Annotated in this window: 22 protein-coding genes and 3 pseudogenes; 18 read left to right on the top strand and 7 right to left on the bottom strand. The window is 59.1% G+C overall.

Annotation, left to right across the window (positions count from 1 at the left end):
* Positions 1-170: 170 nt before the first annotated feature.
* The 8 genes and pseudogenes from JNO50_RS11130 to JNO50_RS11090 all read left to right on the top strand — a co-directional run bounded on the left by JNO50_RS11130 (position 171) and on the right by JNO50_RS11090 (position 5,137).
* Positions 171-530: a hypothetical protein gene (locus tag JNO50_RS11130; protein WP_189534790.1), complete on the top strand. Its 360-nt coding sequence runs from the start codon at positions 171-173 to the stop codon at positions 528-530.
* Entirely contained in the window at positions 527-907 is a 381-nt protein-coding gene (locus JNO50_RS11125; RefSeq protein WP_189534792.1) for a DUF7684 family protein, read from the top strand. The genes JNO50_RS11130 and JNO50_RS11125 overlap by 4 nt, the downstream gene beginning before the upstream one ends.
* Before the next feature lie 148 nt (positions 908-1,055).
* Positions 1,056-1,534 (top strand): annotated as a pseudogene (locus tag JNO50_RS11120) (transposase); the annotation flags it as partial.
* 220 nt (positions 1,535-1,754) lie between these two features.
* Entirely contained in the window at positions 1,755-2,225 is a 471-nt protein-coding gene (locus JNO50_RS11115) for a hypothetical protein (RefSeq protein WP_189534794.1), read from the top strand.
* Between the two features lie 579 nt (positions 2,226-2,804).
* Positions 2,805-3,197 (top strand): hypothetical protein, encoded by a 393-nt coding sequence (locus JNO50_RS11110; RefSeq protein WP_189534796.1) that lies wholly within the window; start codon positions 2,805-2,807, stop codon positions 3,195-3,197.
* A gap of 488 nt (positions 3,198-3,685) precedes the next feature.
* Positions 3,686-3,961, top strand: a pseudogene (locus JNO50_RS11105) (IS110 family transposase); the annotation flags it as partial.
* A 129-nt stretch (positions 3,962-4,090) separates the two neighbouring features.
* A complete protein-coding gene (locus tag JNO50_RS11100) occupies positions 4,091-4,330 on the top strand; it encodes a hypothetical protein (protein ID WP_189534798.1) in 240 nt (79 codons plus the stop codon).
* Positions 4,331-4,861: 531 nt separating this feature from the next.
* Positions 4,862-5,137 carry a hypothetical protein gene (locus JNO50_RS11090; protein ID WP_189534802.1) on the top strand — a complete coding sequence of 92 codons (276 nt, stop codon included), beginning with the start codon at positions 4,862-4,864 and terminating at the stop codon, positions 5,135-5,137.
* A gap of 110 nt (positions 5,138-5,247) precedes the next feature.
* Here the strand turns inward: JNO50_RS11090 and JNO50_RS11085 are convergent.
* Positions 5,248-6,353, bottom strand: a protein-coding gene (locus tag JNO50_RS11085; protein WP_189534805.1) for an IS3 family transposase whose coding sequence is annotated in 2 segments (ribosomal slippage) — positions 5,248-6,101 and positions 6,101-6,353 — 1,107 coding nt in all. Because the reading frame shifts where the segments join, the coding sequence is not laid out codon by codon here.
* 30 nt (positions 6,354-6,383) lie between these two features.
* Between JNO50_RS11085 and JNO50_RS11080 the strand changes: the two genes are divergently transcribed.
* The 8 genes and pseudogenes from JNO50_RS11080 to JNO50_RS11045 all read left to right on the top strand — a co-directional run bounded on the left by JNO50_RS11080 (position 6,384) and on the right by JNO50_RS11045 (position 10,731).
* Entirely contained in the window at positions 6,384-6,602 is a 219-nt protein-coding gene (locus JNO50_RS11080; protein ID WP_189534806.1) for a DUF2247 family protein, read from the top strand.
* A gap of 192 nt (positions 6,603-6,794) precedes the next feature.
* Positions 6,795-7,073 carry a GIY-YIG nuclease family protein gene (locus JNO50_RS11075; RefSeq protein ID WP_189534808.1) on the top strand — a complete coding sequence of 93 codons (279 nt, stop codon included), beginning with the start codon at positions 6,795-6,797 and terminating at the stop codon, positions 7,071-7,073.
* 1 nt (position 7,074) lies between these two features.
* Positions 7,075-7,536, top strand: coding sequence for a hypothetical protein (locus JNO50_RS11070; RefSeq protein WP_189534810.1), 462 nt, complete (start codon positions 7,075-7,077; stop codon positions 7,534-7,536).
* A 147-nt stretch (positions 7,537-7,683) separates the two neighbouring features.
* A complete protein-coding gene (locus JNO50_RS11065) occupies positions 7,684-7,854 on the top strand; it encodes a hypothetical protein (RefSeq protein ID WP_189534812.1) in 171 nt (56 codons plus the stop codon).
* 68 nt (positions 7,855-7,922) lie between these two features.
* Positions 7,923-8,942, top strand: coding sequence for an IS21 family transposase (gene istA, locus JNO50_RS11060; protein WP_215796349.1), 1,020 nt, complete (start codon positions 7,923-7,925; stop codon positions 8,940-8,942).
* A complete protein-coding gene (istB, locus tag JNO50_RS11055; RefSeq protein WP_215796348.1) occupies positions 8,939-9,715 on the top strand; it encodes an IS21-like element helper ATPase IstB in 777 nt (258 codons plus the stop codon). Before istA ends, istB begins: the two co-directional genes overlap by 4 nt.
* Before the next feature lie 70 nt (positions 9,716-9,785).
* Positions 9,786-10,085 (top strand): annotated as a pseudogene (locus JNO50_RS11050) (transposase); the annotation flags it as partial.
* A 148-nt stretch (positions 10,086-10,233) separates the two neighbouring features.
* Entirely contained in the window at positions 10,234-10,731 is a 498-nt protein-coding gene (locus JNO50_RS11045; RefSeq protein ID WP_189536940.1) for a GNAT family N-acetyltransferase, read from the top strand.
* Between the two features lie 7 nt (positions 10,732-10,738).
* Here JNO50_RS11045 and JNO50_RS11040 read toward each other — a convergent pair whose 3' ends face one another.
* From JNO50_RS11040 to JNO50_RS11020, 5 genes are all read right to left on the bottom strand, one after another.
* Positions 10,739-11,521 (bottom strand): substrate-binding periplasmic protein, encoded by a 783-nt coding sequence (locus tag JNO50_RS11040; RefSeq protein WP_189536938.1) that lies wholly within the window; start codon positions 11,519-11,521, stop codon positions 10,739-10,741.
* Between the two features lie 132 nt (positions 11,522-11,653).
* The gene (locus JNO50_RS11035; protein ID WP_189536935.1) at positions 11,654-12,169 is read right to left on the bottom strand and encodes an FxDxF family PEP-CTERM protein; all 516 of its coding nucleotides are present in this window, start codon (positions 12,167-12,169) and stop codon (positions 11,654-11,656) included.
* Between the two features lie 202 nt (positions 12,170-12,371).
* Positions 12,372-13,253, bottom strand: a complete 882-nt coding sequence (locus JNO50_RS11030) for a pirin family protein (protein WP_189536933.1) — start codon at positions 13,251-13,253, stop codon at positions 12,372-12,374.
* Between the two features lie 13 nt (positions 13,254-13,266).
* Positions 13,267-14,121 (bottom strand): pirin family protein, encoded by an 855-nt coding sequence (locus tag JNO50_RS11025; RefSeq protein WP_189536931.1) that lies wholly within the window; start codon positions 14,119-14,121, stop codon positions 13,267-13,269.
* A gap of 124 nt (positions 14,122-14,245) precedes the next feature.
* Complete coding sequence (locus JNO50_RS11020; protein ID WP_189536930.1) at positions 14,246-17,011, bottom strand: M16 family metallopeptidase; 2,766 nt, start codon at positions 17,009-17,011, stop codon at positions 14,246-14,248.
* 290 nt (positions 17,012-17,301) lie between these two features.
* Here JNO50_RS11020 and JNO50_RS11015 point away from each other — a divergent pair, with 290 nt between their 5' ends.
* Positions 17,302-18,972 carry a methyl-accepting chemotaxis protein gene (locus tag JNO50_RS11015; RefSeq protein ID WP_189536928.1) on the top strand — a complete coding sequence of 557 codons (1,671 nt, stop codon included), beginning with the start codon at positions 17,302-17,304 and terminating at the stop codon, positions 18,970-18,972.
* 7 nt (positions 18,973-18,979) lie between these two features.
* Here JNO50_RS11015 and JNO50_RS11010 read toward each other — a convergent pair whose 3' ends face one another.
* The gene (locus JNO50_RS11010) at positions 18,980-20,035 is read right to left on the bottom strand and encodes an acyltransferase family protein (RefSeq protein WP_189536926.1); all 1,056 of its coding nucleotides are present in this window, start codon (positions 20,033-20,035) and stop codon (positions 18,980-18,982) included.
* Positions 20,036-20,406: 371 nt separating this feature from the next.
* On the opposite strand from JNO50_RS11010, the gene pflB reads away from it, so the two are divergent.
* Positions 20,407-22,665, top strand: coding sequence for a formate C-acetyltransferase (gene pflB, locus JNO50_RS11005; protein WP_215796347.1), 2,259 nt, complete (start codon positions 20,407-20,409; stop codon positions 22,663-22,665).
* Positions 22,666-22,708: the final 43 nt, after the last annotated feature.

The following is a 22,708-nucleotide window of genomic DNA, read 5'->3' as shown; positions in this document are numbered from 1 at the left end:
GACAGGTGGGCGCTTGTCGTAAATGCGTCACGGCGCGTGGGTTGAGAGAAGAGACGCTGAAAAAATCGGAGCATTGGGCCAGGCCTGACGTTGGAGGTGACGGGCGGAAGTCATGCCGATGGGATTGATTGGGCCGGGTGGAGTTGTGGCCCGCGGAGGCCTTCTGGGTCGTGATGGGGCTGACGCCGTTCTCGGAGATGAAGGGGGCGTTCAAAGCCGCTAAAATGGCGCAGGGGCTGGAGAAGGCGGCGGGGAAGGACGCCGCGCAGGGGCTGGCCGAAGGTGCGGCAAAGGAGGCGACTCAGCTCAGCAAGGAAGCGCAGAAAGGCGTCAAATCGCTGGAAAAGCAAATCGCCTCCCACGAGAAGAAATTGGAAGAGTTTCGCAATAACCCAACAGTGCGGCCCGGTATGGAAAACCTACCGAAAGACGTAATAGAGAAACAACAGCAACGCCGCATTCAGCACTTGGAAACAGAAATTCAAACATTCAAGAACAATCTCCAGAAAATTTTGGATGGAGAGCTATGATGTATCGATCAAATATCTCTGTTTTTAGTCCTACCGAGCCATGCTCGACCGCTGGCTTGAAGAAACCCTTCGCAGTCCTCTTGGATACTCGAGACCCGCTATGGGCTGACAGTACGTTTCTTAATCAAAAGGTTGCTGAGCTATTGGACATGGGTTGCCGGTACTACGTCTGCTTTGGGCCGCAGTCTGAGTTTGTTCATGATCAAATCGATGACGTGATCCTGAATCGGGCGTGTGAAGAAAGTGTACTTACCACTTTCCATGACGACGAAGCGATTACCGACGTCGTGAATTTTTTTAGGGTTGTGGCCATGAGCGGTATGGTTGGTGGGTTATTGCTTGCCGACGATCAGAAAAGCTGGTTAGGAAAACTTTAATGATTTGCGGCAAAGGGCGCAAGCGAGGCCAGTAGTCTGGCTAACGCAGCCAGACGTCATGGCATTCTCGCTTGATGATCAGGGCACCTAGACCGCCCCTGAGTGCACGCCAGCTGAAAAAATTACGTGGTCCTGGCTCTGACCGAGCTTGACGCGCAACGCCATCAAGAACGACCTGTTCGCCGACGACCACCTCCGGCAGAAGATCAACCGCCTGGGCGACCCGCTTGCAGAGATCAAGAAGCATATTCACTTTGGCGCCTTGGCGGCCGAGGTTGATTGAGTTGCGCCCCGGCGTGTCAGCCAGCGGGGCGGTGGGCCACCGTTTCCAACCGAAACGATGGTGCGGATTCTGGTTTAGAAGCGGCTGTACAACCTGTCCGACGAGCAAATAGAGTATCAATTGCTCGACTGGGGCTGAGCTATCAGCGCTTCTGTGGGCTGGGCCAGGCGATCAACATTCCTGACCGCACTACGATCTGGACCTTCGAGAATCGGATTGGCGAAAGCGGGGCCCGTGCACTGTTCGATGGCGTGTCGGCGCAATTACTCAAGCACGGATATATCGCGCGGGGTGGCCAAATCATCGACGCGACGCCGGTGCCAGCGCCGAAACAGCACAACAGCAATCAGGCCGGAATCCTGCGACGTGGGGTGCAATGACAGGGTCAATGAAAACGTGGAACGAACAGGGTATGGTACATCTACGGGATATCCTTCGTGGCTCCGGCCAGTTTACAACGCAGACCTACGAAAATGGCCTCATGTTCCTGGAGAAACGACTTCCAGATGGACGAGGGGTTCGACTCAACATGGATGGCTCATTCAAGGGATTTTTGGACTGATTATGGACGGATTGATTGAATTGATCTTCGAGCAAGTTCCCGATGAAGCCGTTGGCAGGCTGATGAACGACTTGCTGCAAGGTGTCGACATCCTCGAACTCTCTCACAGCGAGCTGGGCCGTCTTGACCCTAAGAAGGCCAACTTTGATTTGATGACTCTGCTTGAACAAGAGGCTGAACCCTTATCCCTTTTTGTGCGGACTACTACTGTTACTGTGGAGGACGTGACGATTCGTAGCCCAATGGTGCGCATTCTTCGCTGCGGGGGGGTAAACGAAATTACTGTCATATTTGACCGGGGTGACGTTGATGAGGCTGTTCGGCTAAATGTGGGCGAAACGTTGGCGGCCGGTGCTAAAGCAGTTGCCAGTAGGGCGAATGTTTCCGAGTACTACTGTGGGTTCGAGCCCGCGTCAGACGATAAGACAAGATTGTTCGCCAAGGACAAGATTGGCCCTCTCATGACAATCTGATTCTTTGGGCAAAGGCTGCATCGTGCCGAATATGATGATGGAAGTGCCCTGACCGCTGTTCAATGACTTCAAGATGAGAGGTCTTGTCTTAGGTTGAAATCATTTTCGTCATGGCCCAGTTTTGCGGGTATTGTCCTGATTCAAGCGGTGAGCCGGCGTGGAGAAATCCGTGCCGGCTTTTTTAATTGTGCGAAGGCTTCCTGTTTTTTATTGGGCTTTCATGCTTAATGCATGGTTTTTTGAGTTTTACGTATTAAAAAGTGGTGTTTTGTTCTTTGCATGGCTTGCGCAACTGGAACCACATAATTTCATTCATGGGTTATATGCGGTTATGTAAATATTTGTTCGTGGTTTGAAGTGTGTTAAATGAATTAATGTAACTATCAATAGTTTGATTGTATAAACTGAGCGCCTGATTGTGCCTGTGCTGTTTGTTTTTGGTTGAATACAATAACCCTAATGGGTTGTCATTTTGATTTGAATGTAATATTATGACGTTTGACTTTCATTTATGGGCACAGGTAAAGTACCGATTGACAAGTGTTTTTTCTCTTACTCCGGTGCTTGTGGTTCGATGGAATGACGCACGGCGAGTTTGTTCGAAAAATCAGGTTTTATGGATTTCGGTTTTACCAGCGCCATGGCCTCTGTGCAGTCATGCTGCAGCTTGTCCTCGCCATAGTGATCGGGGTATTGGCTGCCTTGGTTGTTCAAGCAAACTTTGCCTTGAGTCGTATCAACAACAACCGTATTGATGATCCTCGCTCAGGGCTGCGATTTGACGCCGCACTTGCCGCCCCGAGGCTTCCTGTTCATTCGCTTCATTCATTTTCCGATTTTCACGATTTCCTTCAGGCCGGTGAATGCTCTATAGCCTTGACTGCAAAGCCATTTTTAACAGCATGTCTGGAGTGGCTAAATAATGAAGGTCAAATGCATTCGGTTACTCGATTCGGCAGGACGCGAGGTTGAGCATTCCGTTTGGCTAGCACTAGGACAGACCTATAATGTATTGTCAATATTTATTGATCATGACGGTAAGCGTAGCTATGCAATCGTGAGTCACGAGCGTGAAGGCGAATGGCCGAGCATGGTAAGTCACCAAGCGGAGTGTTTTGAAATTGTGAGTACAGTTGTGCCTTCAAACTGGCGTACTTGGATTCATAATTCTTCCGCGATTGGAATTTCGCCGGTTGCTTGGCAAGACCCGAGCTTTAACGAGGGTTTTTTTGAGCATGACCCTGCGATATATCCGATCTTTGTGCGCGAAAGGGAAATCATGCTAAGGGAAGACCCTTGATGTTTTTGCGAGCAACGCGGTTTTAATTTAAAGCCGGTGTCGAGAAATCCGCACCGGCTTTTTGCTGTCTGTCGTAATGGAATGAACGCCCCCTCCTAATCGGCATCAATGTGCCAGAGTGGTAGTGTCACTAACCGCTCAAACAGAAGGAGCGTCCACCATGAAGATTACGACAATCGGCCTCGATCTGGCAAAGAATGTGTTCCAAATCCACGGGGTAAACGGACACGGAAAAGTGGTTCTCCAGAAACAGCTTAGCCGTGATCGAATGGCTGTCTTTTTCGCCAAGTTACCTCCCTGCCTCATCGGTCTGGAGGCTTGCGGTGGGGCTCATTACTGGGCACGGAAGCTTGAAGGCTTTGGGCATACGGTCAAGCTGATGGCCCCCCAGTTCGTCAAACCCTACGTCAAGACCAACAAGAATGATGCAGCGGATGGCCGCAGGGCAAGGTAATCGATTGCCATTCGGCTAGGTTATCGGTGGACAGCAATCCACGATCAGCCACGGCGATGATGCGCCGGATCGGGAATCGGGGGCGTCCATTCCATTACGACACGACACGCCATGAGCAAGCGCCGCAAGCACAAACTCACCCTGCATCTACCCGACGAATTCCTGGACCTGTGCGAGGAAGACGGCATAGCCCCGGAAACCGTACTGCGCGGCTTTATTGCCGACCTGGCCGGCATCATGAGTTGGGTGGCCAACCCGCGTGCTGACGGCTGCAGCAGCAACGGCTCGGACGACCGCAGTATGGCGAGCGAGTATTACGAGCGTGTCGGCTATCCGTGGTGGAACCGCTGACACCGGATCGGCCGCAGTGAAGACAGGGAGGCATGGGCCTCCCTTTTTAGTGGCCGCTTGCGCCGGAAATCCGCATCAGGCCCGGCGTGCATTTACCGGAAAAAAGCGCATTAGGGGGTGTCTGCTTGTACAATGGCGGAAGAGCCTGGGCATGGGGCTGGGAAGCGGTATCGGTGCTGGGGGTTGAGGGCTTGGTGTACGGCAGGACGTGGTGGGGTGCTCTGTTGCGGCAAAGGGTGCAGAAGAAGCGACTGGCTTCCTTGGCCGCGCCGGCAATGAGTTGAAGAACGCGCCTTATCAGAAGTTGCGGAACGAAGCGACGCAAATCAACGGTCGCGACTTTTCCGGCCACGCCCTTGATCAGATGCAGAACCGTGGCGTGATGCCATCTGTTGTCGAAAATGCCCTCAGCACTGGGACGCAATTCCCGACGCGAGCGGGAACGACTGGTTTTTACGATGCCGTGGACAATGTACGGGTCATCGTGAATTCTGAAACCGGTCGAGTTGTGACAGTGATTAGAGGAGCACCATGATGAGCAGCGCAATAGAGCAAGCACGGGCATTGCACCAGAAAATAAAAAGTGTGCTGATGCGGGATTGGGACCCGATTGGGGTTCAAGCGATACCTGAAGCGGAAGATGAATATGATAGTTATGTCCCCACGCTCTACTCGATGCTAATCTCGCGCAAGCCAGTTAGCGAAGTGTTCGAGTATCTTGCGTGGCTTGAAACGGAGCACATGGGGCTCACTGTTGATCGTCAACGCACTTTGAGCATCGCTGAAAAGCTGATCGATTTAGCCTAGTTTCGCGTAGGCCAGAAAGAAAGCCGTTCCCTCGGTGCCGGGGCGAGCGACTTTTTTACGCGCGTGGCCGGCATGCGGTGCTGACCTTTCCCCTGTTGGTATACCACCGCTTAGTTAGCAATCCTGCTTGGTTGGGGTAAGTGTTTCTCCCGGAATTCGACCGGGGTCAGGTAATTTAATGCACTGTGCGGACGGGCATGATTGTAGTCTTGCCGCCATGCTTCAATCGTCTGTCTTGCATCCTGCAAATTGTGGAAAACGGACTGGTTCAAACATTCTTCCCGGAAGCGTCCATTGAAGCTCTCGATAAAGGCATTCTCAACGGGCTTGCCTGGCCGGATGAATTGCAGCGTAACACCGTGACGATACGCCCATTCATCTAATGCCCGGCTGGTAAATTCTGGTCCATTATCCACCTGAATCCGGCTCGGACAACGACCGGCGCAGCGTAATTGCTCCAAGACGCGGGCGACACGCCGTCCAGGTAACGAGTGGTCCACCTCGATCCATACTGACTCACGGTTCCAGGTATCCACCACCGTCAACGCTCGGATACGGCGGCCGTTCCACAGTGTGTCCGAAACGAAATCCATCGCCCAGCGCTGGTCTGGGCCCTCTGGCATCGGCAGCACCACTCGAAGGTGGCTTGGCCGCTTCTTCCGCCGTCGCAAGCGTAGCGACAAGCCTTCTTCTTGGTAGATTCGCTCAACCCGCTTATGGTTGATGGCCCAGCCCTCTCGGCGCAACAAGGCATGCAACCGTGGCGAGCCGAAGCGTCGGCGTTGTTCGGCCAGTTCACGCAACCTAGCCCGCAACGTCGCATTACGGTCCTCTGCTGGCTTGCGACGAAAGGTCTTACGCGTCACCAACAACAAGCGGCAGGCCCGACGTTCGGAGATGCCGTGCCTGACGATGAGTTGCCGGGCGACATCACAGCGCAGGTCGGGCCGCGTTAGTTTTTTGAGACCACCTCTTTCAGCATCTGGATATCCAGCGCTTGTTCGGCCACCAGCCGTTTCAACCGGTTGTTCTCGTCTTCCAGCTGCTTCAGACGCCGGGCCTCGGAGACCTCCATACCGCCGAACTTGGCACGCCATTTATAGAACGTGGCATCCGAGATGCCATGCTTGCGGCACAACTCTGTCGCAGATAGACCGGCCTCGGCTTCTTTCAGGATGGCAATGATCTGCTCTTCGGTGAAACGGGACTTGCGCATGTTGGCTCCTTTTGGCCTTCATGCTAACTAATGACTGGGATACCTGTTAGGGGAAAGGTCATAGGGGAGGTCGAGACGATTTACGCTGAATTCGATTATCCAAGTGAAATTGAAAACTTCGTTCGATATATGCCAGTGACGGATGGTTATGAACCGAGTTTGCATAGCAAAGCGGAAAACGAGAAACGCTTATTTGAGAATTGGAAAAAATACTTGGATGCGGTCCGGTACGAAGTAGGGGCCGATTGACAGCAAAAACCGCGTCAGGGGGCTCGCTCGGTACAATAGCGGGCAAATCGGAGGTAACACCCTGTGAAGCGGTATCCATGCTGGGGCTGAGGGCTTGGTGTACGGCGCGACGCCGCGGGGTGCTCTGTTGCGGCAAAGGGGGTAGCGGCTGGTGAAAACCTTGTTTATCGCTCTGTTAATGCGGCGGGAGAGGTGAACTATGTTGGTATCACAAATAACCTTGAGCGCCGTGCTGCTGAACACCTGAGTTCAAAAGCCATTTCCATTGATGCGATCCCCGGATTGAGCAATCTGTCTCGTGCCGATGCTAGAGCGGTCGAGCAGGTTTTGATCGAGAACCACGGCTTGTCCAAGAACGGCGGAATGCTGATGAACAGGATTAACAGCATTTCCACATCGAACCCTGCATACGCTGGAGCGTTGCAACGAGGGGCTGAACTCTTGAGGCAGGCCGGCTATCCAGGTTTCTAAAATGGCGAAATTGAAGATCGGCGATATTGTCGAAATCAAGACTGGGAAGGGCTTGACCTATGCGCAGTACACCCACAAGCATAAGCAATATGGGGCGTTATTGCGTGTGTTTGGGAATTTCTACTGCGCTCGCCCTGGCGATTTTGCCGAGCTTGTGAAAAACAGGCCGGCATTTATATGCTTCTTTCCGCTAAGTGCGGCGGTGGATCAAGGCATTGTTTCGATTGTCGATAACGTTGCGGTGCAATCGGAGGCGCAGGCGTTTCCGACATTCCGAGCGGGTGTCATTGACCCGTCCACTCGCAAGGTGGGTGTGTGGTGGCTGTGGGACGGTGAAAAGGAATGGCGGGCCGGTGAATTAACTGCCGAGCAGCGTAAATTCCCGATTCGCGGGGTATGGAACGATACCTTGCTGATCGAACGAATTGAATCTGGATGGACGCCGGAAACAGACCCGACGTAAGAATCGGCGCTACAAAATCTTTTGCACTCCGGCGCGCGATCCATCGGCCGGATAGCGGAGTTGCATAAGAAGCCGTTCCCTCGGACGCCGGGGCGAGCGGCTTTTTTACGCGCGTGTTCGACATGCGGTGCAAGCCGCCGAGTCGCCTTGCACCGCACGCGCGAGCGTATCTCGTCGGTGCGCCGTCAAGGCCAAGCCCTGCGGGCGCTGCGCGGCCTGGACGGATCGGGTGGCGGATGCAATGAACGCTTCCTGGATGGTCATGGCGCCGACGGCGCGGCATCGAATTTGTCGATGTCGGTGTTAGCGACAATGTAAAACTGACCCACCTAGACAAACCAAAACTGACCCACCTGGGGTAACGTGGTGGCTTTGCGCCGCCGATTATGTTGACCCAGGAGCAAGTAGTGGAAATCCAGATTTTGATCCGCCAAGGGAAGAGCATTCGGGAGATCACCCGAATGCTCGGCGTGTCGCGCAATACCGTTCGACGCCATCTGCGGGAAGCCAACAGCCACCGTTATAAAGAACGCCCGCCACGTCCGAGCAAGCTCGATCCATTTATCGGCTATCTGCGGCGCCGTATCCGCGAGGCGCATCCGCCATGGTTGCCGACCACGGTGTTGATGCGGGAGATTGAGCCGCTGGGGTACTCCGGCAGTCTGTCGTTGCTGAAGCAGTTTTACCTGCCCTTGAGACCGACGCGGTCACAAGACGCCGACCCGGTGGTGCGCTTCGAGACCGAGCCAGGCCAGCAGATGCAAGCCGATTTCGTGGTGTTCCGGCGCGGCGCCTCGCCATTGTCCGCATTCGTGGCCACATTGGGTTACAGCCGCTTGTCCTTTGTCCGCTTTGTCGACAGCGAAGACTTCGAATCGGTGCAGGAGTGCCTGTTGGCTGCCTGCCACTACTTTCACGGCGTTCCCCGTCAGGCCCTCTTCGACAACATGAAGACAGTGGTTCTGGAGCGCGATGCCTATGGGCCCGGGCAACATCGTTTCCATCCTGGGCTGCTGTCGCTGGCGAAGACGCAGGGCTTTGTGCCCAAATTGTGCCGCCCCTATCGGGCCAAAACGAAAGGCAAGGCGGAGCGCTTCAACCGCTACTTGCGGGAAAGTTTCTACAACCCTCTGGCGAGCCGGCTCAAAGGTGCCGGCCTGCGCGTGGATGTGGCCACCGCCAACCGCGAGGTGGAGCGATGGCTGGCGGAAGTGGCCAATGTCCGCCTGCATGCCACGCTAAAAGAGCGGCCGCTTGACCGTTGGCGACACGAGCTCGATGCCTTACAGGCGTTGCCGCCCCGGAACACGACCCCGCCGGCCGCGGCCCTGGCTCGCGGCATGCCGTTTGAGTCGCTCCAGCACCCGCTATCGGTGTATACCGCCTTGCTGGGAGAGGCCGCATGAACTTGCAACAAGAACGCATCGGCCATCTGTGCCGCCAATTGAAGCTGGAATCCATGGCCACCCTGTATCCGGCGGTGGCGCAGGACGCCGCGCGGGATGCGCTGCCCTACAGTGATTTCCTGGAAAGACTGCTGGAACGCGAGACCCGACTGCGCCAGGAACGTACACGTGAAGTCATGTTGCGGATGGCGGGGTTCCCCGCCATCAAAACCTTGGAGGAATTTGACTTTGGTTTCGCCTGTGGTGTCCAGAAATCGCAGATACAGGAATTGGCGGGACTGGCGTTTCTGGAGCGAGCCGAGAACATCGTCTTGATCGGTCCGAGTGGCATTGGCAAAACCCATTTGGCCACGGCGATGGGTATCCGCACAACGCAAGCGGGGTTGAAGGTGAAGTTCATTTCGGCGGCCGATCTGATGCTCCAACTGGGGGCGGCCCAACGACAGGGACGGCTGAAAGAGTACTTCAATCGTACCGTGATGGGGCCAAGCCTGTTGATCGTGGATGAAATCGGCTATCTCCCCTTTGGCCGGGAAGAGGCCAATCTGTTCTTCCAGGTGGTGGCCAAGCGCTATGAAAAAGGCTCGATGATCCTGTCGTCGAACCTGCCGTTCGGCCAATGGGCGACGACCTTTGCGGACGATGCCACGCTGACCGCGGCCATGCTTGATCGGTTGCTGCATCACGCGCACATCGTCAGCATGAGCGGAGAAAGCTATCGACTGAAAGACAAACGTAAAGCCGGGGCGGTCAAGAAACCGACCACCCCATGAGACCCGGGTGGGTCAGATTTGAAATGTCGATGTGAGGGAATGGGGGGTCAGATTTCGGTTGTCGTTGACATATTTTCCGATCGGTCAGTCCTGGTGGCGCAACTGGGCTCGGTTGACGCCATTCTTCGACTACCCGCCGGAGATCAGGAAAGTGATCTACTACACCACCAATGCCATCGAGTCGGTGAATATGAGTCTGCGAAAGCTGACCAAGAATCGGGGCTCGTTCCCGAGTGATGAGGCGTTGCTGAAACTGTTCTATCTGGCGCTGAGGAACATCAGTCAGAAGTGGACCATGCCGATTCGGGATTGGAAGGCAGCGCTGACTCGCTTTACCATTCAGTTCGAGGAACGCATTCCAAAGGCGTAACCCAAACCCCGTTTACACAAAAATTCGGACAGGCTCATCCTTCAGTTTTCATCCCGGTGAAATGACCACGCTCTCGCCTTGCCTGCTCCGCTGCCCGCGAAAGGGAAAACGGGTAGACTCGGTTCAGTGAAACCGACAGGGAGTGGATGTGATCGTATTGGAAACCCCGCGTCTGACCTTGAGTGAACTCGGTCCGGAGGATGCGGCCTTTATCTTTGCCCTGATGAACGACAAGACATTTGTGGACAACATAGGCGATAGAGGCTTGCGCACCGGGGAGGATGCCCGTGTCTTTATCGAGACGCGCATCATGCCCTGCTATACGCGGCACCGGCATGGCCTGTGGCGGGTGTCGCTGAAGGATGGAGGCGGCGCCATCGGTATTTGCGGACTGCTTTACCGGGATGCGCTCGATGTCACGGATGTTGGCTACGCCTTGCTGCCGGCCTTCACGGGGCAGGGATTGGGATTCGAGGCCGCGCGGGCGTGCGTGGAATATGGACGGTTGGCGCTTGGCAAGACGCGTATCGTCGGGTTGGCCGATCCGGGCAATGCCGCGTCGGTGCGTATCCTGGAGAAGCTCGGCATGCGTTATCGCCGTCATGTCGCACTGACGGAAAACACTCGGACCGGCCTTTACGAATAGCCGGCGGTCACGGCAGCAGCGCCTCGGCGAGGGTCCGACTCAGGTGCTTGCGAAAAATGCCAGCCAGTGTGCCGTTCCCGCGCAACTCATCGAGTTTGTCTTGCCAGCGGCGCGTTTCCTTCGTATCGAATGCCGATTTGGCCAGCAGTAGCCCGCCCTGCAACTCAGGATCGGCGGGAAAGGCATCGTAGACGATCAGGCGGTGTTCCAGCGGGGTGTGGCGGAAGCGTTCATCGAACACGAACGGGTGACAGAACATGCCCTGAATCGCTCCGCGCGCGAGCAGCTGGAAAAGTTCGTCGTTGTCCGCCACCTCGATCACCCGGCCAAGCTGCGTCATCTTGTCGAGAAACGCCATTTGCGCCGGGCCGTAAACGAATGACCGCACTTTCCCCCAGATGATCTCCTCCCGTTTCAGGATGGTTTCGGCGCCGGGGCGGCCGAAGCGGGCGTCAAGCAGGGTCATGTTCTTGCTTTTTTCATACACCAGGAAATAGCCGAGCCGTTCGCGCTCGGGCGAGCGGGCCGCCGAAGTGACAAGATTGAGTTCGCCCTGCTCGAGCATCTTCATCACCCGTGCCCGGGGATAAGCCTGGGCGCGGGCAATCGGACAGCCGAGCTGGTTGGCCAGTGTTTCAACCAGATCGACATCAATGCCCCTGCCATCGCTGTAGGCGGCCCCGAATGCCAGATAGCCCACTTTCAGACCTCCCTGGGGGCAGGCCGCCCGCGTCGCGGCCACGGTGAGCGACAGGGCGATGAAGAGGGCGAGGGAGACGGGACGCTTCATTGGACAACCACGGGGGAGTCGGGCTTCTCTCCAGAGTAGCAGTTGGCCGGCAGGATGCCAGCGATGCACGCAAAAATGCAAAACGCCCCGGAAGGGGCGTCACGACCGACACTTCGCCGGGAGGCGGGAGGCTTATCGGGCGCGCTTGCGCCGGGCGAGCAGCAATCCGGTCAGGCCCAGCCCCATCAGCGCATAGGTTTCAGGCTCCGGAACGGCCGGCGTCAGGGACGACGTGAAAGTGTATACGCCTCCGGCCAGACCGGCGCCCTTGCCGCTGATCTTGTAAAAGTAGCTTCCGGCGTCCAGGTTGCTGAAAACATGGGAAATATTCGCCGTGGTGCCGTCAAAAGAGAAGGTCTTGACCAGCTGGGAATGGGCCTCATCGCTGCCCTTGTAGAGGGCGAAGCTGCCGTTGGTGATTTTCAGGATGTCGATATTGCCGAACTTGTTCTCGACCGACACGGCCGAACCGCCGAGGGACGACGTCTTGCCCAGGGTGAAGCGGTAGAGATCGCTGAAGTCGCCGGCGGAAACGCTCAGGGAGCCTACCTGGGTTTTTCCATGGGTGCCCCAGTCATACACCGCGGCCTGGCTTGCCGTGGCGGAGACCGCAAAAATGGCGGCGGTCACAAGTTGTGCGAGTCGCATCTGATGGTAATCCTTTATATTTTTCGATATAAAACATTGGTTTCGGTCGCTCACTTTATTGAAAGACTAACAACTCGTCAATTTCAATGCTTGAAAATCGTCGGTTTGCTGCACCCGTCCCGACATTCGCGCAACAATACATAAGCATTTGATTGAGACGATGAAAAATTTGACGAAATCGATATGGGTTGATCTTGAAATTTCATCGGAGACGCTTGAGCGGCGGAGCCGGGATGAAGTCGTTCTCGCCGGGAACCCGGGGGATGCGACCCGCTTCCCAATCTTCGCGTGCGGCTTCAATGCGCGCCTTGCGGCGTGATACGAAGTTCCACCACATGTGGCGCGGACCGTCCAGTGGTTCTCCGCCCAGCAGCATGACGCGGCTGGCCGCTGTTGCCGACAGTGTGGCATCGGTATCGTTGAGTACCGCAAGGTGGCCGGCTGGTATGGTTTCGTTGTCGATACGCACTGAGCCCTCCGCCACGTAAACGGCCCGTTCGGCGAGTCCCGCCGGCCAGGTAAAGCTCGCGCCGTCTTCCAGGGTGAGTGCGGCATACAGCATGTCCCAGGGTGAGGGTACCGGGGACGCCAGTTCCCGGAACGTACCGATGAGCACGGCGATGCTTGCGCCCTCGGCGCTGGCGACGGGGATATCGCTTGTGGGATAGTGCCGGAACACCGGTTCCGATTCTTCGAGCCCCGTGGGCAGCGCGATCCACATCTGTATTCCGTGAAGCGCATCCGCCGTCTGCCGGATGTCCGCCGGAATCCGTTCCGAGTGACTGATGCCACGGCCTGCCGACATCCAGTTCACGGCGCCCGGCTCGATCCTTTGTTCCGTGCCGAGACTGTCACGATGCATCAGCGCGCCGCTGAACAGATAGGTGACGGTGGCCAGTCCGATATGCGGATGTTGGCGGACATCCCCTTCGGCGGTGCCCGCGGCAAAACGGGCGGGTCCCATGTGATCCAGAAACACGAAGGGGCCGATCGAGCGCGCTTCGCCGGCGGGCAACAGGCGCTTGACAGCGAAGCCCACATCGCGCGTGACGCCAGCGATACGTTTGGCAAGAGCGGGACTCATGCGGAGACTCCTTTCAGACAAGTGTGTTGTTCCGGTAGTCGCGAATGGCTTCGTCGATTTCTTCCGGGGTGTTCATCACGAAGGGACCGTATTGCACGATCGGTTCCCCGATCGGGTCGGCCGCCAGCAGCAGAAAACCGCAGTCGGTCTGCGCGGCGACCCGGACCTCCCCGCCTGCGCCAAGAATGCCGGCGCTATGCGCGGCAAGCGGCCTGGCATCGTTTTCCGGGCCGACCATCAAGCTGCCCTCATAAGGGTAGACGAAGGCTTGCTGGCCGGCGTCGAGCGGATGGGCAAAATGTTGTCCGGCCGGAAGCCTGACATCGAAAAACAGCGGCGCCCGGCTAAGCCCCGCGATCGGCCCCGTGATGCTGCGGTGTTCCATCCTGTAGACTCCGGCGATGACGCGAACGATCCCGGCCCCGGGGAGCGGCAACTCGGGAATGCTTTCCGGCGCGAGATCCCGGTAATGCGCGGGTTTCATCTTTTCCCTGGCCGGCAAATTGATCCACAGCTGGAACCCGCGCATCCGTCCGGATTCCTGGCGGGGCATCTCCGAGTGGATGATACCCCGTCCAGCGGTCATCCACTGTGCGCCGCCACTTCTGAGCTCCCCGCGGTTGCCCAGATGGTCCTCATGCAGCATTTGCCCTTCCAGCATGTAGGTGACTGTTTCGAAACCGCGATGGGGGTGGGCGGGGAAGCCGGCAAGATAGTCATCGGGATTGTCCGAGTAGAAGCAATCGAGCATCAGAAACGGATCCAGACGGGCTTGGCCCGTTTGCCCAAGGCTGCGCAGCAGTTTCACACCGGCTCCGTCGGAGACCGGGATGGCGGTGATGGTGGTGTCAAGTTTGCGTGTGGTCATGGCATGCTCCGTAATCAGGATAATGCCTGTATTAAATAATCGAATCAGTCGGAGGAAAAGCGCAAAAAACAACGCCAACCCATCAAACGAATTGATGAGTCGGCGTTGTGGCAGGGCGGAAACATCACTTCGCCGGCGATGCCTTGGCAAAATCCCCCGCGTAGATGTTCACCAGACTGGCCGGCACGAGGTATTTGCGGATCGCCGCGTTCACCTCGTTTCGCGTTGCCGCGCTGATTTGCGCTTCCCTTTGTTCGCTGAACGCCATGGTGCGCTTCAGGTAAAGTTGCGAGACCAGCAGCGACGCGAGCGCGCCGTCCTGCGCCCGCGCCAGCGCCCGTGATTTCAGTATGCTGCTCTTGGCGGCGGCCAGCTCTTCATCGGTGACGCCGTCGCGCACGAAACGTTCCAGTTCTTCCTTCACGGCGGCCTCCAGGCGCGCGCGGTTTTGCGGTGCGTAAATCGCATAAAACTCGATGCCACCATTGTCATCCAGCGAGGCCGCGGACACGCTCGCGCCCGCGCCGTAGCTGATGCCTTCCTTCTGGCGCAGGCGGTCGATCAGCCTGTTCTTGAGCGAACCTCCTCCGAGGATTTCCGTGGCCAGCAGCAAGGCGGGGAAATCCGCCGCCGAATCCCTGAGCGGGAAGGCCAGGCTGGCCAGCCAGACCGCGTTGGCCTTGTCCGGCGTGGCCAGGGTCAGGGTGTCGGGCTTTTCGGGAACGAAGGGCTGGACAATGCGGGTGAAGGAAGCCGGGGCTTTCCAGGTGCCGAACAGGCTGCGCAACTGCTTCTCGACGGCGGTCGCGTCAAAATCGCCAACCAGCGAGAGCTGCGCATTCTGCGTGCCGTAAAAGCGCTGATGGAAGGCCTTCAGATCGCCGGTCTTGACGGACTTGAGCTCCGCCGCGCTCTCATCGAAGGTCGGTGCGTAGCGTACATCGCCTCTGGGGTAGGGGTTGCCGTGCCTTGCCATGGCCTGGGAAGCGAGCGACTGCGGTTCGGTGCGCGCCGCGTCGATGCCGGTGAGGCTTTCGGTGACCAGCGAGGAGAGCTCGGCGGCCGGGAAAGTCGGGCGGCGCAGGATGTCATTGATCAGCGTCAGCAGTTCCGGCAGATGTTCGCGCCGGGTTTCGAAATGTACGTTGACCGCGCTCGCGCCGCCGCCGACGGACAGGCTGGCCTTGAGCGCCTGCAGGCGGTCATCGATCTGGCTGCGCGTCATGGACTCCGTGCCGCGCAGCAGCATGGCCGCCGTCACGCCGGCGATCTGCGATCGGCCGAACAGGCTTTTTTCGTCTCCCATGTGCAGCACCAGATCTCCGCGAACCGTCTTGCCCCGAGTGGATTTGGGGAGCAGGGCCAGTTGCATGCCGTTGGCCAGAGTAAGGCGCCGCGTGCGCGCTTCGATATTGGCGGACGAGGCATCGAAGGCTTCGCCGCTCGCTTCGGGCGCGCGCCCCTTGTAGTTTTCCAGGGACTTGGTGACGTCCGGCGTATCGGGAATGTCCGCGCGGTCGGGTTTGGCGGTGGGCTGGAACTCGCCGAGCGTTCGGTTCGATTCCTTGAGATACTGCCGCGCCACGCGGTTCACATCGGCGAGCGTGGCCTTCTCGATCACGTCGCGTTGCCAGAAGAACAGGCGCCAGTCTCCCTTGGCGATGCTCTCGGACAACGCGATGCCAAACCGGGTCGGATCCGTCATGATTTTGTCGTAGCTGTTGAGGATCGCCAGTTTGGCACGCCCGAGCTCCCCTTCGGTGATCGGCCTCTTGCCGATCTGCTCCAGCGTGGCGAGCAGCGCCGCGCGCGCAGCGGGCAGGGACTGCTGCTTGTTCAGCACCGCCAGAAAATACACCGAACCCGGATCTTTCAGGTTCAGCAGATTGGCGCCGGCCGCCGCGGCCTTCTTGCCTTCCACCAGTGCCTTGTACAGGCGGCCGTTCGGTTCGTCGCCGAGAATTTGCGCAAGAAGACCGAGGTAGCCGGCGTCGGCGTGGGCGCCCGGCGCGATGTGGTACATGGCGGCCACGATCGGGGTGTCGCCGACCCGCTCGAGAATGACCTGGCGGGGGCCGTCCTGCACCGGTTCCCGGGTATAGCTCGGCTCGATGAGGCGGAGCAGGGGCTGGATGGCGCCGAAATACCGGACAATGGCGCTCAGGGTTTTCTGTTCGTCGAATTTGCCGGTGACGGTCAGCACGGCGTTATCCGGCTGGTAGTACTTGTGATAGAAGCCCTGCAAGCGTCTGATGTCGACATTTTCCACGTCGGAGCGCGCGCCGATGGGACTCTTGCCGTAGTTGTGCCATTGGTAGGCGCTGGATGCCATCTTCTGGGTGAGGATGGTCATCGGGTTGTTTTCGTTCGCCTCCATCTCGTTGCGCACCACCGAAAACTCGGTGTCCAGATCCTTGCGGGCGATGAAACTGTTGACCATGCGGTCCGCTTCCATGCGCAACGCCCAGTCGAGGTTCGCGTCGTCGGCGGCGAATGTTTCATAGTAATTGGTGCGATCGAACGAGGTGGCGCCGTTGAAGCTCATGCCGCGCCGGGACAGTTCCTCTACGAGGGTCTTGCCGGGCATCGCCGGCGTGCCCTTGAAGAGCAGGTGCTCGAGCAGGTGGGCCATGCCGGTTTCACCGTAGTTTTCCATGCGGCTGCCAACAAGATAGGTGATGTTCACCGTGGTGGCGGGTTTGGAAGCATCGGGAGCCAGCAGTACCTTCAAGCCGTTAGGCAGGCGGTATTCGGTGATCCCCTCGATGCTGACGATGCGTGTCGCACCGGCCGGAATGGTCGCGGTGGAGGGCACGCTGTCGGCGGCCTGCGCGGCCGGAAGCGCGCCCAGGGCGAAAACAAGGGCAAGGCAGAGTGGAGTAAAGCGCATGCGGAAGCTCCGGGGTCGGCGCCGGGTCTGGCCGACGATGATTGATGACGTTTGCATTATTTCAAAATTATTGTCATGAAGTCCAATTCGGCTGATGACGCTGACACAGACAGCGCTTGATCGCGAATGGTTCCTGATGGCAAGGGCGATGTATTTCAAGCGAAATGCAAAACTGCGCTGTACGGCAATAATCAAACCTTTATAATGCGCAAAACGCATAATTGTATAGTCAAGCGCGTACCGTTCGAATAAATACGATAACAAACCCCCTCCAGGAAAGACATGACAAAGTGAAGCATTCCCTGACATTGACCCAGCGTCTTTTCGGCACGCTGAGCCTGTGCATTGCCGCTCTGGTCGTCGTCGGAACCATCGGCATTCTGACGTTGGCCAAATCGCAGGAGCGATTCGATTACAACAGCAATGTCACTTATCCGAGCATCCGGACCATGTCGCAATTGATCGGCAGCATTGATCAGCTGCGCATCGCGGTCTACCGGCACTGGTCGGCCGACGATGACAGAAAGCATGAGGTCGAGGCGCGCATCGCCGAACTGGACAAGATCGTCGATGAAGGCTTCGCCCGCTATCAGGCCGGCTCCGGTTACGATGAGCAGGATGTCCGCATGCTCGGCAAGGCCCGTGTGGACGAGTACGCCGCCCTGGACAAGACGCTGTATGCGGCGGATCTGGCCGCGCTCAAGGCGTGGCGCGATGCCCGCGAAGGTTTTCTTGTGGCATCGCGGGCCAATGACCGGCCGTCGCTGCGTGTTGCCGCGCCGGCGTTCGAGGCGGCCGGCGAAAAGCTGCGAACCGCTCTGGCATCCCACATGGAGATGAATTTCCGCCTGGCCAACGCCGTCTCCGAAGCCAATCAGGCGAATTACCTCGGTTCGCGCAATGTGCTCTGCGGCCTGGTCGCCGTGTCGGCCCTTCTCGCGGCTCTGTTCGGCTGGCGCATGACGGGCAGCATCCGGCAGGGCCTGTTCGCGCTCAAAGACAGTATTCACAGAGTAGAGCATGACCTTGACCTGACGGTTCGGGCCCGGGTCGGGCGCCATGACGAGATCGGGCAGACCGCGCGCGACTTCAATCTGTTGCTTGAGCGCATGCAGGCCAATCTGCGCACCATACTGATGGGCGCTCGCGAGGTGGCCCGTGTGGCCGGCCATGTTTCGGAAGCCTCCGGCCGGGTATCGGCCAGCGCGGGAAACCAGAACGAGGCTTCGTCGGCCATGGCGGCGGCGATCGAAGAAATGTCGGTGAGCATTTCGCATGTGGCAGACCGGGCCGCCGAGACGCGCGATGCGGCCAATCTTGCCGGCGTGAAGGCGGAGGCGGGGCTGTCTTCCATCGCCGAAACCATCGACGATATTCATGGCATCGCCAAGGTCGTGGAGCAGGCCGCCGCCAGCATTCGCGAGATGGAGGGTTACAGCGAGCGGGTGGTCAGCGTCGTCCAGATCATCAAGGACATCGCCGACCAGACCAACCTTTTGGCGCTCAACGCCGCGATCGAGGCGGCGCGCGCCGGTGAGCAGGGACGGGGGTTCGCCGTGGTGGCCGATGAGGTGCGCAAGCTGGCGGAGCGCACGTCGCAGTCGACGGTGGAGATTACCGGAACGATCGCCAAGATGCGCGAGCACGCGAGGCTGGCGACCGGGCAGATGCAGAATGTGGAGGAGCTGGTCGAGACCGGCGAGCGCCGCGCCGACCACGCCGATCGGGCGATCCGGGAGATCGGCGCGGCGACGCGCGCGGCGGCGGGGCAGGTCAATGAAATCAGCGAGGCGATCAGCGAGCAGGGCGCGGCAAGTCAGGTGATCGCCTCCCGCGTCGAGCAAGTGGCGGGCATGGCCGAAGAGGCGAACGGCGTGTCGCGCCATACCACGGAATTATCCGGCCGGCTGGACGACCTGGCCCGCGAGCAGATCCGTATCCTGGAAAACTATACGCTCTGACGCGCGCTCAGGGAGCGCGTCGCAGCACCGGACCGCCAAGCAGTCCGGCGACGGACTTGACGGCGTCGCCGATCTGCCGGGCGAGGCGCATCGAGGCGACTTCCAGCGGCTGGAAAAGCCGCGCGGCGGCCAGGCTGGTCACTGTACCCGTGGCGAAGGTCAGAAGGCCGGCCGGCAATTGGCCGACTCCACTGCGCAGCAGCCACAGGTGCAGTGCCGATACGGCGCTGCACAATACCAGAAAATGCACGAGGTACAAGGAAAACGACATGGCGCCGAGCTGTTGGGACAGCGGAGTCGCGAAAGGCCGTTGCAGGGCCGGGTTGAACGAGATCGCGGCGAGTATGCCGGTCGCCAGTACGGACAGATGCAGCGGCGTCGCGTAGCGCGCACGGAACATCGCGGCGGCAAGGCTCAGAATCAGCATGGCGATGCAGACCGCCCGTGCCCCGCGAAGGGCCGCCAGACGCCGGCCCGCCGGCGACGCGATCAGGTCGGCGAGCATCATGCCCATGAGAAATGCCACCAGCGGACTTTCCGTTTTCACGAGCCAGGCGAAGGCGGCAAGATAGAGGGGATAGCGCAGGCGGCTTTGGCCCGCCACGGCGAGGAACGCGAAAATCGCCATCGATCCCACCAGTTCGTGCTGCATGGTCCACAATACCGGAATGAGGGTGGTTTCCCTGTCGTACCGGAAAAACACGTCAAGCAGCGAGAACCGCAACCAGTCCTTGGCGTCTGGGGTGAAGGCATAAAACTGGCCGAGCCATCGGTAACCGCCTTCTTTGGCCAGCGGCAGGTTCCACATGGCGTCCCATTGCACCAGCATCACCGCGATCAGCGAGGCCGCGAGCACCGGCAGACACAACCGGGGGTAGCGGCGCAGGGCGGCGGTGATCAGTCGTTCGCGCGAAGGGGCGCGGAAGTGATGAATCGACATCACAAGCCCTGACAGGACGAAGAACAGGTAGACGGCGAGCGCGCCGTCACTGAATACCGGATAAATCGTGAGATCGAGGTCGGCAAGCAAAAAGCACGGCCCCAGATGGCTGAAGAGGACCATGAGCGATGCCCAGCCTCTTACGCCGTCCAGATGGGAGAAACGCATTGTTGGAAATTTCGAACGGGTCTGATGAGTCCAGCGGCTAATTGTAACACGTTCGAAATAATCAGTCTGCATGGGTTCGTGGTGTTGTGTGAAAATGTTCTCAAACGAACTTTTTTGTGTTGTTTTTGTTGTTTTTCGATCTTCTTTGCGCCTCGGGTAAAAGCCCTGCGTGCGGTGTGGTAACTGACGGTTTTTAAAAGGTCTCGACGCGATTTTGCTTGCGCCGATCTTGATCTCGATCAAGTTTGCAAATGAACATTCGGCGCTAATCTAGGTCTATAAACGAGTAGTGGTTGTCGAAATCCGAACATATTCAGGAGTCAATCATGGATGCCATCAATACAGCGGCTGTCGCGGCCGATCCCTGGCGCGGCTTCACGGGCGGCGAGTGGATGCAGCGCATCGACGTCCGCGGGTTCATCCAGTCGAACTACCGACCCTACGAAGGCGACGCGGCCTTCCTGGCCGGAGCCACCGAGCGCACCCGCGCGGTGTGGGCGAAGCTGGAGGAGCTGTTCCGCGAAGAACGCGCTCGTGGCGTCCTGGCCGTGTCGGCCGATCGCGCGAGTTCGATCACCGCCCATGACCCGGGCTATATCGACGCTTCGCGCGAGCTGATCGTCGGCCTGCAGACCGACGCGCCGCTCAAGCGCGCCATCATGCCCAACGGCGGCCTGCGCATGGTCGAGAGCGGCCTCGCGGCTTACGGCTTCGAGCTGGAGCCGGCGGTGCGCGAGATCTGGAGCCGCTACCGCAAGAGCCACAATCAGGGGGTGTTCGACGTCTATTCGCCGGACATTCTCGCGGCGCGCAAGTCCGGAGTGATCACCGGGCTGCCCGATGCCTACGGGCGCGGGCGCATCATCGGCGACTACCGCCGCGTGGCGCTGTACGGCACCGACTTCCTGCGCGAGGAGCGCCAGAAGGCGTTCCACGAGCTGGACAACGTGCCGTTCAGCGAGGCGGTGCTGCGCCAGCGCGAGGAATTGAGCGAGCAGTGGCGCGCGCTCGACGAATTGCGCGAGATGGCGTCGCGCTACGGGTACGATATCCGCCGGCCGGCGGCCAGCGCGCGCGAAGCGGTGCAGTGGACCTATTTCGCCTACCTCGCGGCGGTGAAGGAGCAGAACGGCGCGGCGATGTCGTTCGGCCGGGTGTCGACCTTCCTGGACATCTATATCGAGCGCGACCTGGCGGCGGGAGCGCTCACCGAGGAGGGGGCGCAGGAGCTGATCGACGACCTGGTGATCAAGCTGCGCATCGTGCGCTTCCTGCGCACGCCGGACTACGACCAGCTGTTCTCGGGCGACCCGACCTGGGTGACCGAATCGATCGGCGGGATGGGCGAGGACGGCCGTCCGCTGGTGAGCAAGTCGAGCTTCCGCTTCCTCAATACCCTGTACAACCTGGGGCCGGCGCCGGAGCCGAACCTGACGGTGCTGTGGTCGACGGCGCTGCCGCGCGGCTTCAAGGACTTCTGCGCCCGGGTGTCGATCGACACCAGCGCGATCCAGTACGAGAACGACGACCTGATGCGGCCGCACTGGGGCGACGACTACGGCATCGCCTGCTGCGTGTCGGCGATGCGCATCGGCAAGCAGATGCAGTTCTTCGGGGCGCGGGCGAACCTGGCCAAGGCGCTGCTGTACGCGATCAACGGCGGGGTGGACGAGAAGAGCGGCGTGACGGTGGCCGAAGGCTTCACGCCGATCACCGCGGACGTGCTGGATTACGACGAGGTGCTGGCGAAGTTCGACACGATGATGGACTGGCTGGCGGCGACCTACGTGAAGGCGCTCAACGCGATCCACTACATGCACGACAAGTACGCCTACGAGCGCATCGAGATGGCGCTGCACGACCGCGACATCCTGCGCACCATGGCGTGCGGCATCGCCGGGTTGTCGGTGGCGGCGGACTCGCTGTCGGCGATCCGCCATGCGCGGGTGGAAGTGATCCGCAACGAGGCGGGGCTGGCGGTGGACTACCGGGTGATCGGCGAGTACCCGGCCTACGGCAACAACGACGACCGGGCGGACCGCATCGCGGTGTGGCTGACCGAGACCTTCATGGCGAAGGTGCGGGCGCAGCCGGTGTTCTACCGTGACGCGCTGCCGACGCAGTCGGTGCTGACGATCACCTCGAACGTGGTGTACGGCAAGAAGACCGGCAACACGCCGTGCGGCCGGCGGGCGGGCGAGCCGTTCGCGCCGGGGGCGAACCCGATGAACGGCCGGGACGTGAAGGGCTTCGTGGCGGCCGGGGCGTCGGTGGCGAAGCTGCCGTACGAGGCGGCGCTGGACGGGATCAGCTGGACGGCGTCGGCGACGCCGGACGCGCTGGGGCACACGGCCGAAGAGCGGATCGCGAACCTGGGCAACTGCCTGGACGGTTTCGCGGCGGCGGGCGGGTTCCACGTGAATGTGAACGTGTTCCGCAAGGAGACACTCCTGGAGGCGATGGCGCATCCGGAGCGCTATCCGCAGCTGACGATCCGGGTGTCGGGTTACGCGGTGAATTTCGTGAAGCTGACGCGCGAGCAGCAGCTGGACGTTCTCAACCGCACTTTCCACGGAACGCTGTAATAGCTGCTAAGATCGAAACCGGGGCCGTTGCCCCGGTTTTTTT

The sequence above is a fragment of the Paludibacterium paludis genome (assembly GCF_018802605.1).
Classification (GTDB): domain Bacteria; phylum Pseudomonadota; class Gammaproteobacteria; order Burkholderiales; family Chromobacteriaceae; genus Paludibacterium; species Paludibacterium paludis.
This window is presented reverse-complemented; position numbering and strand designations above follow the sequence as displayed.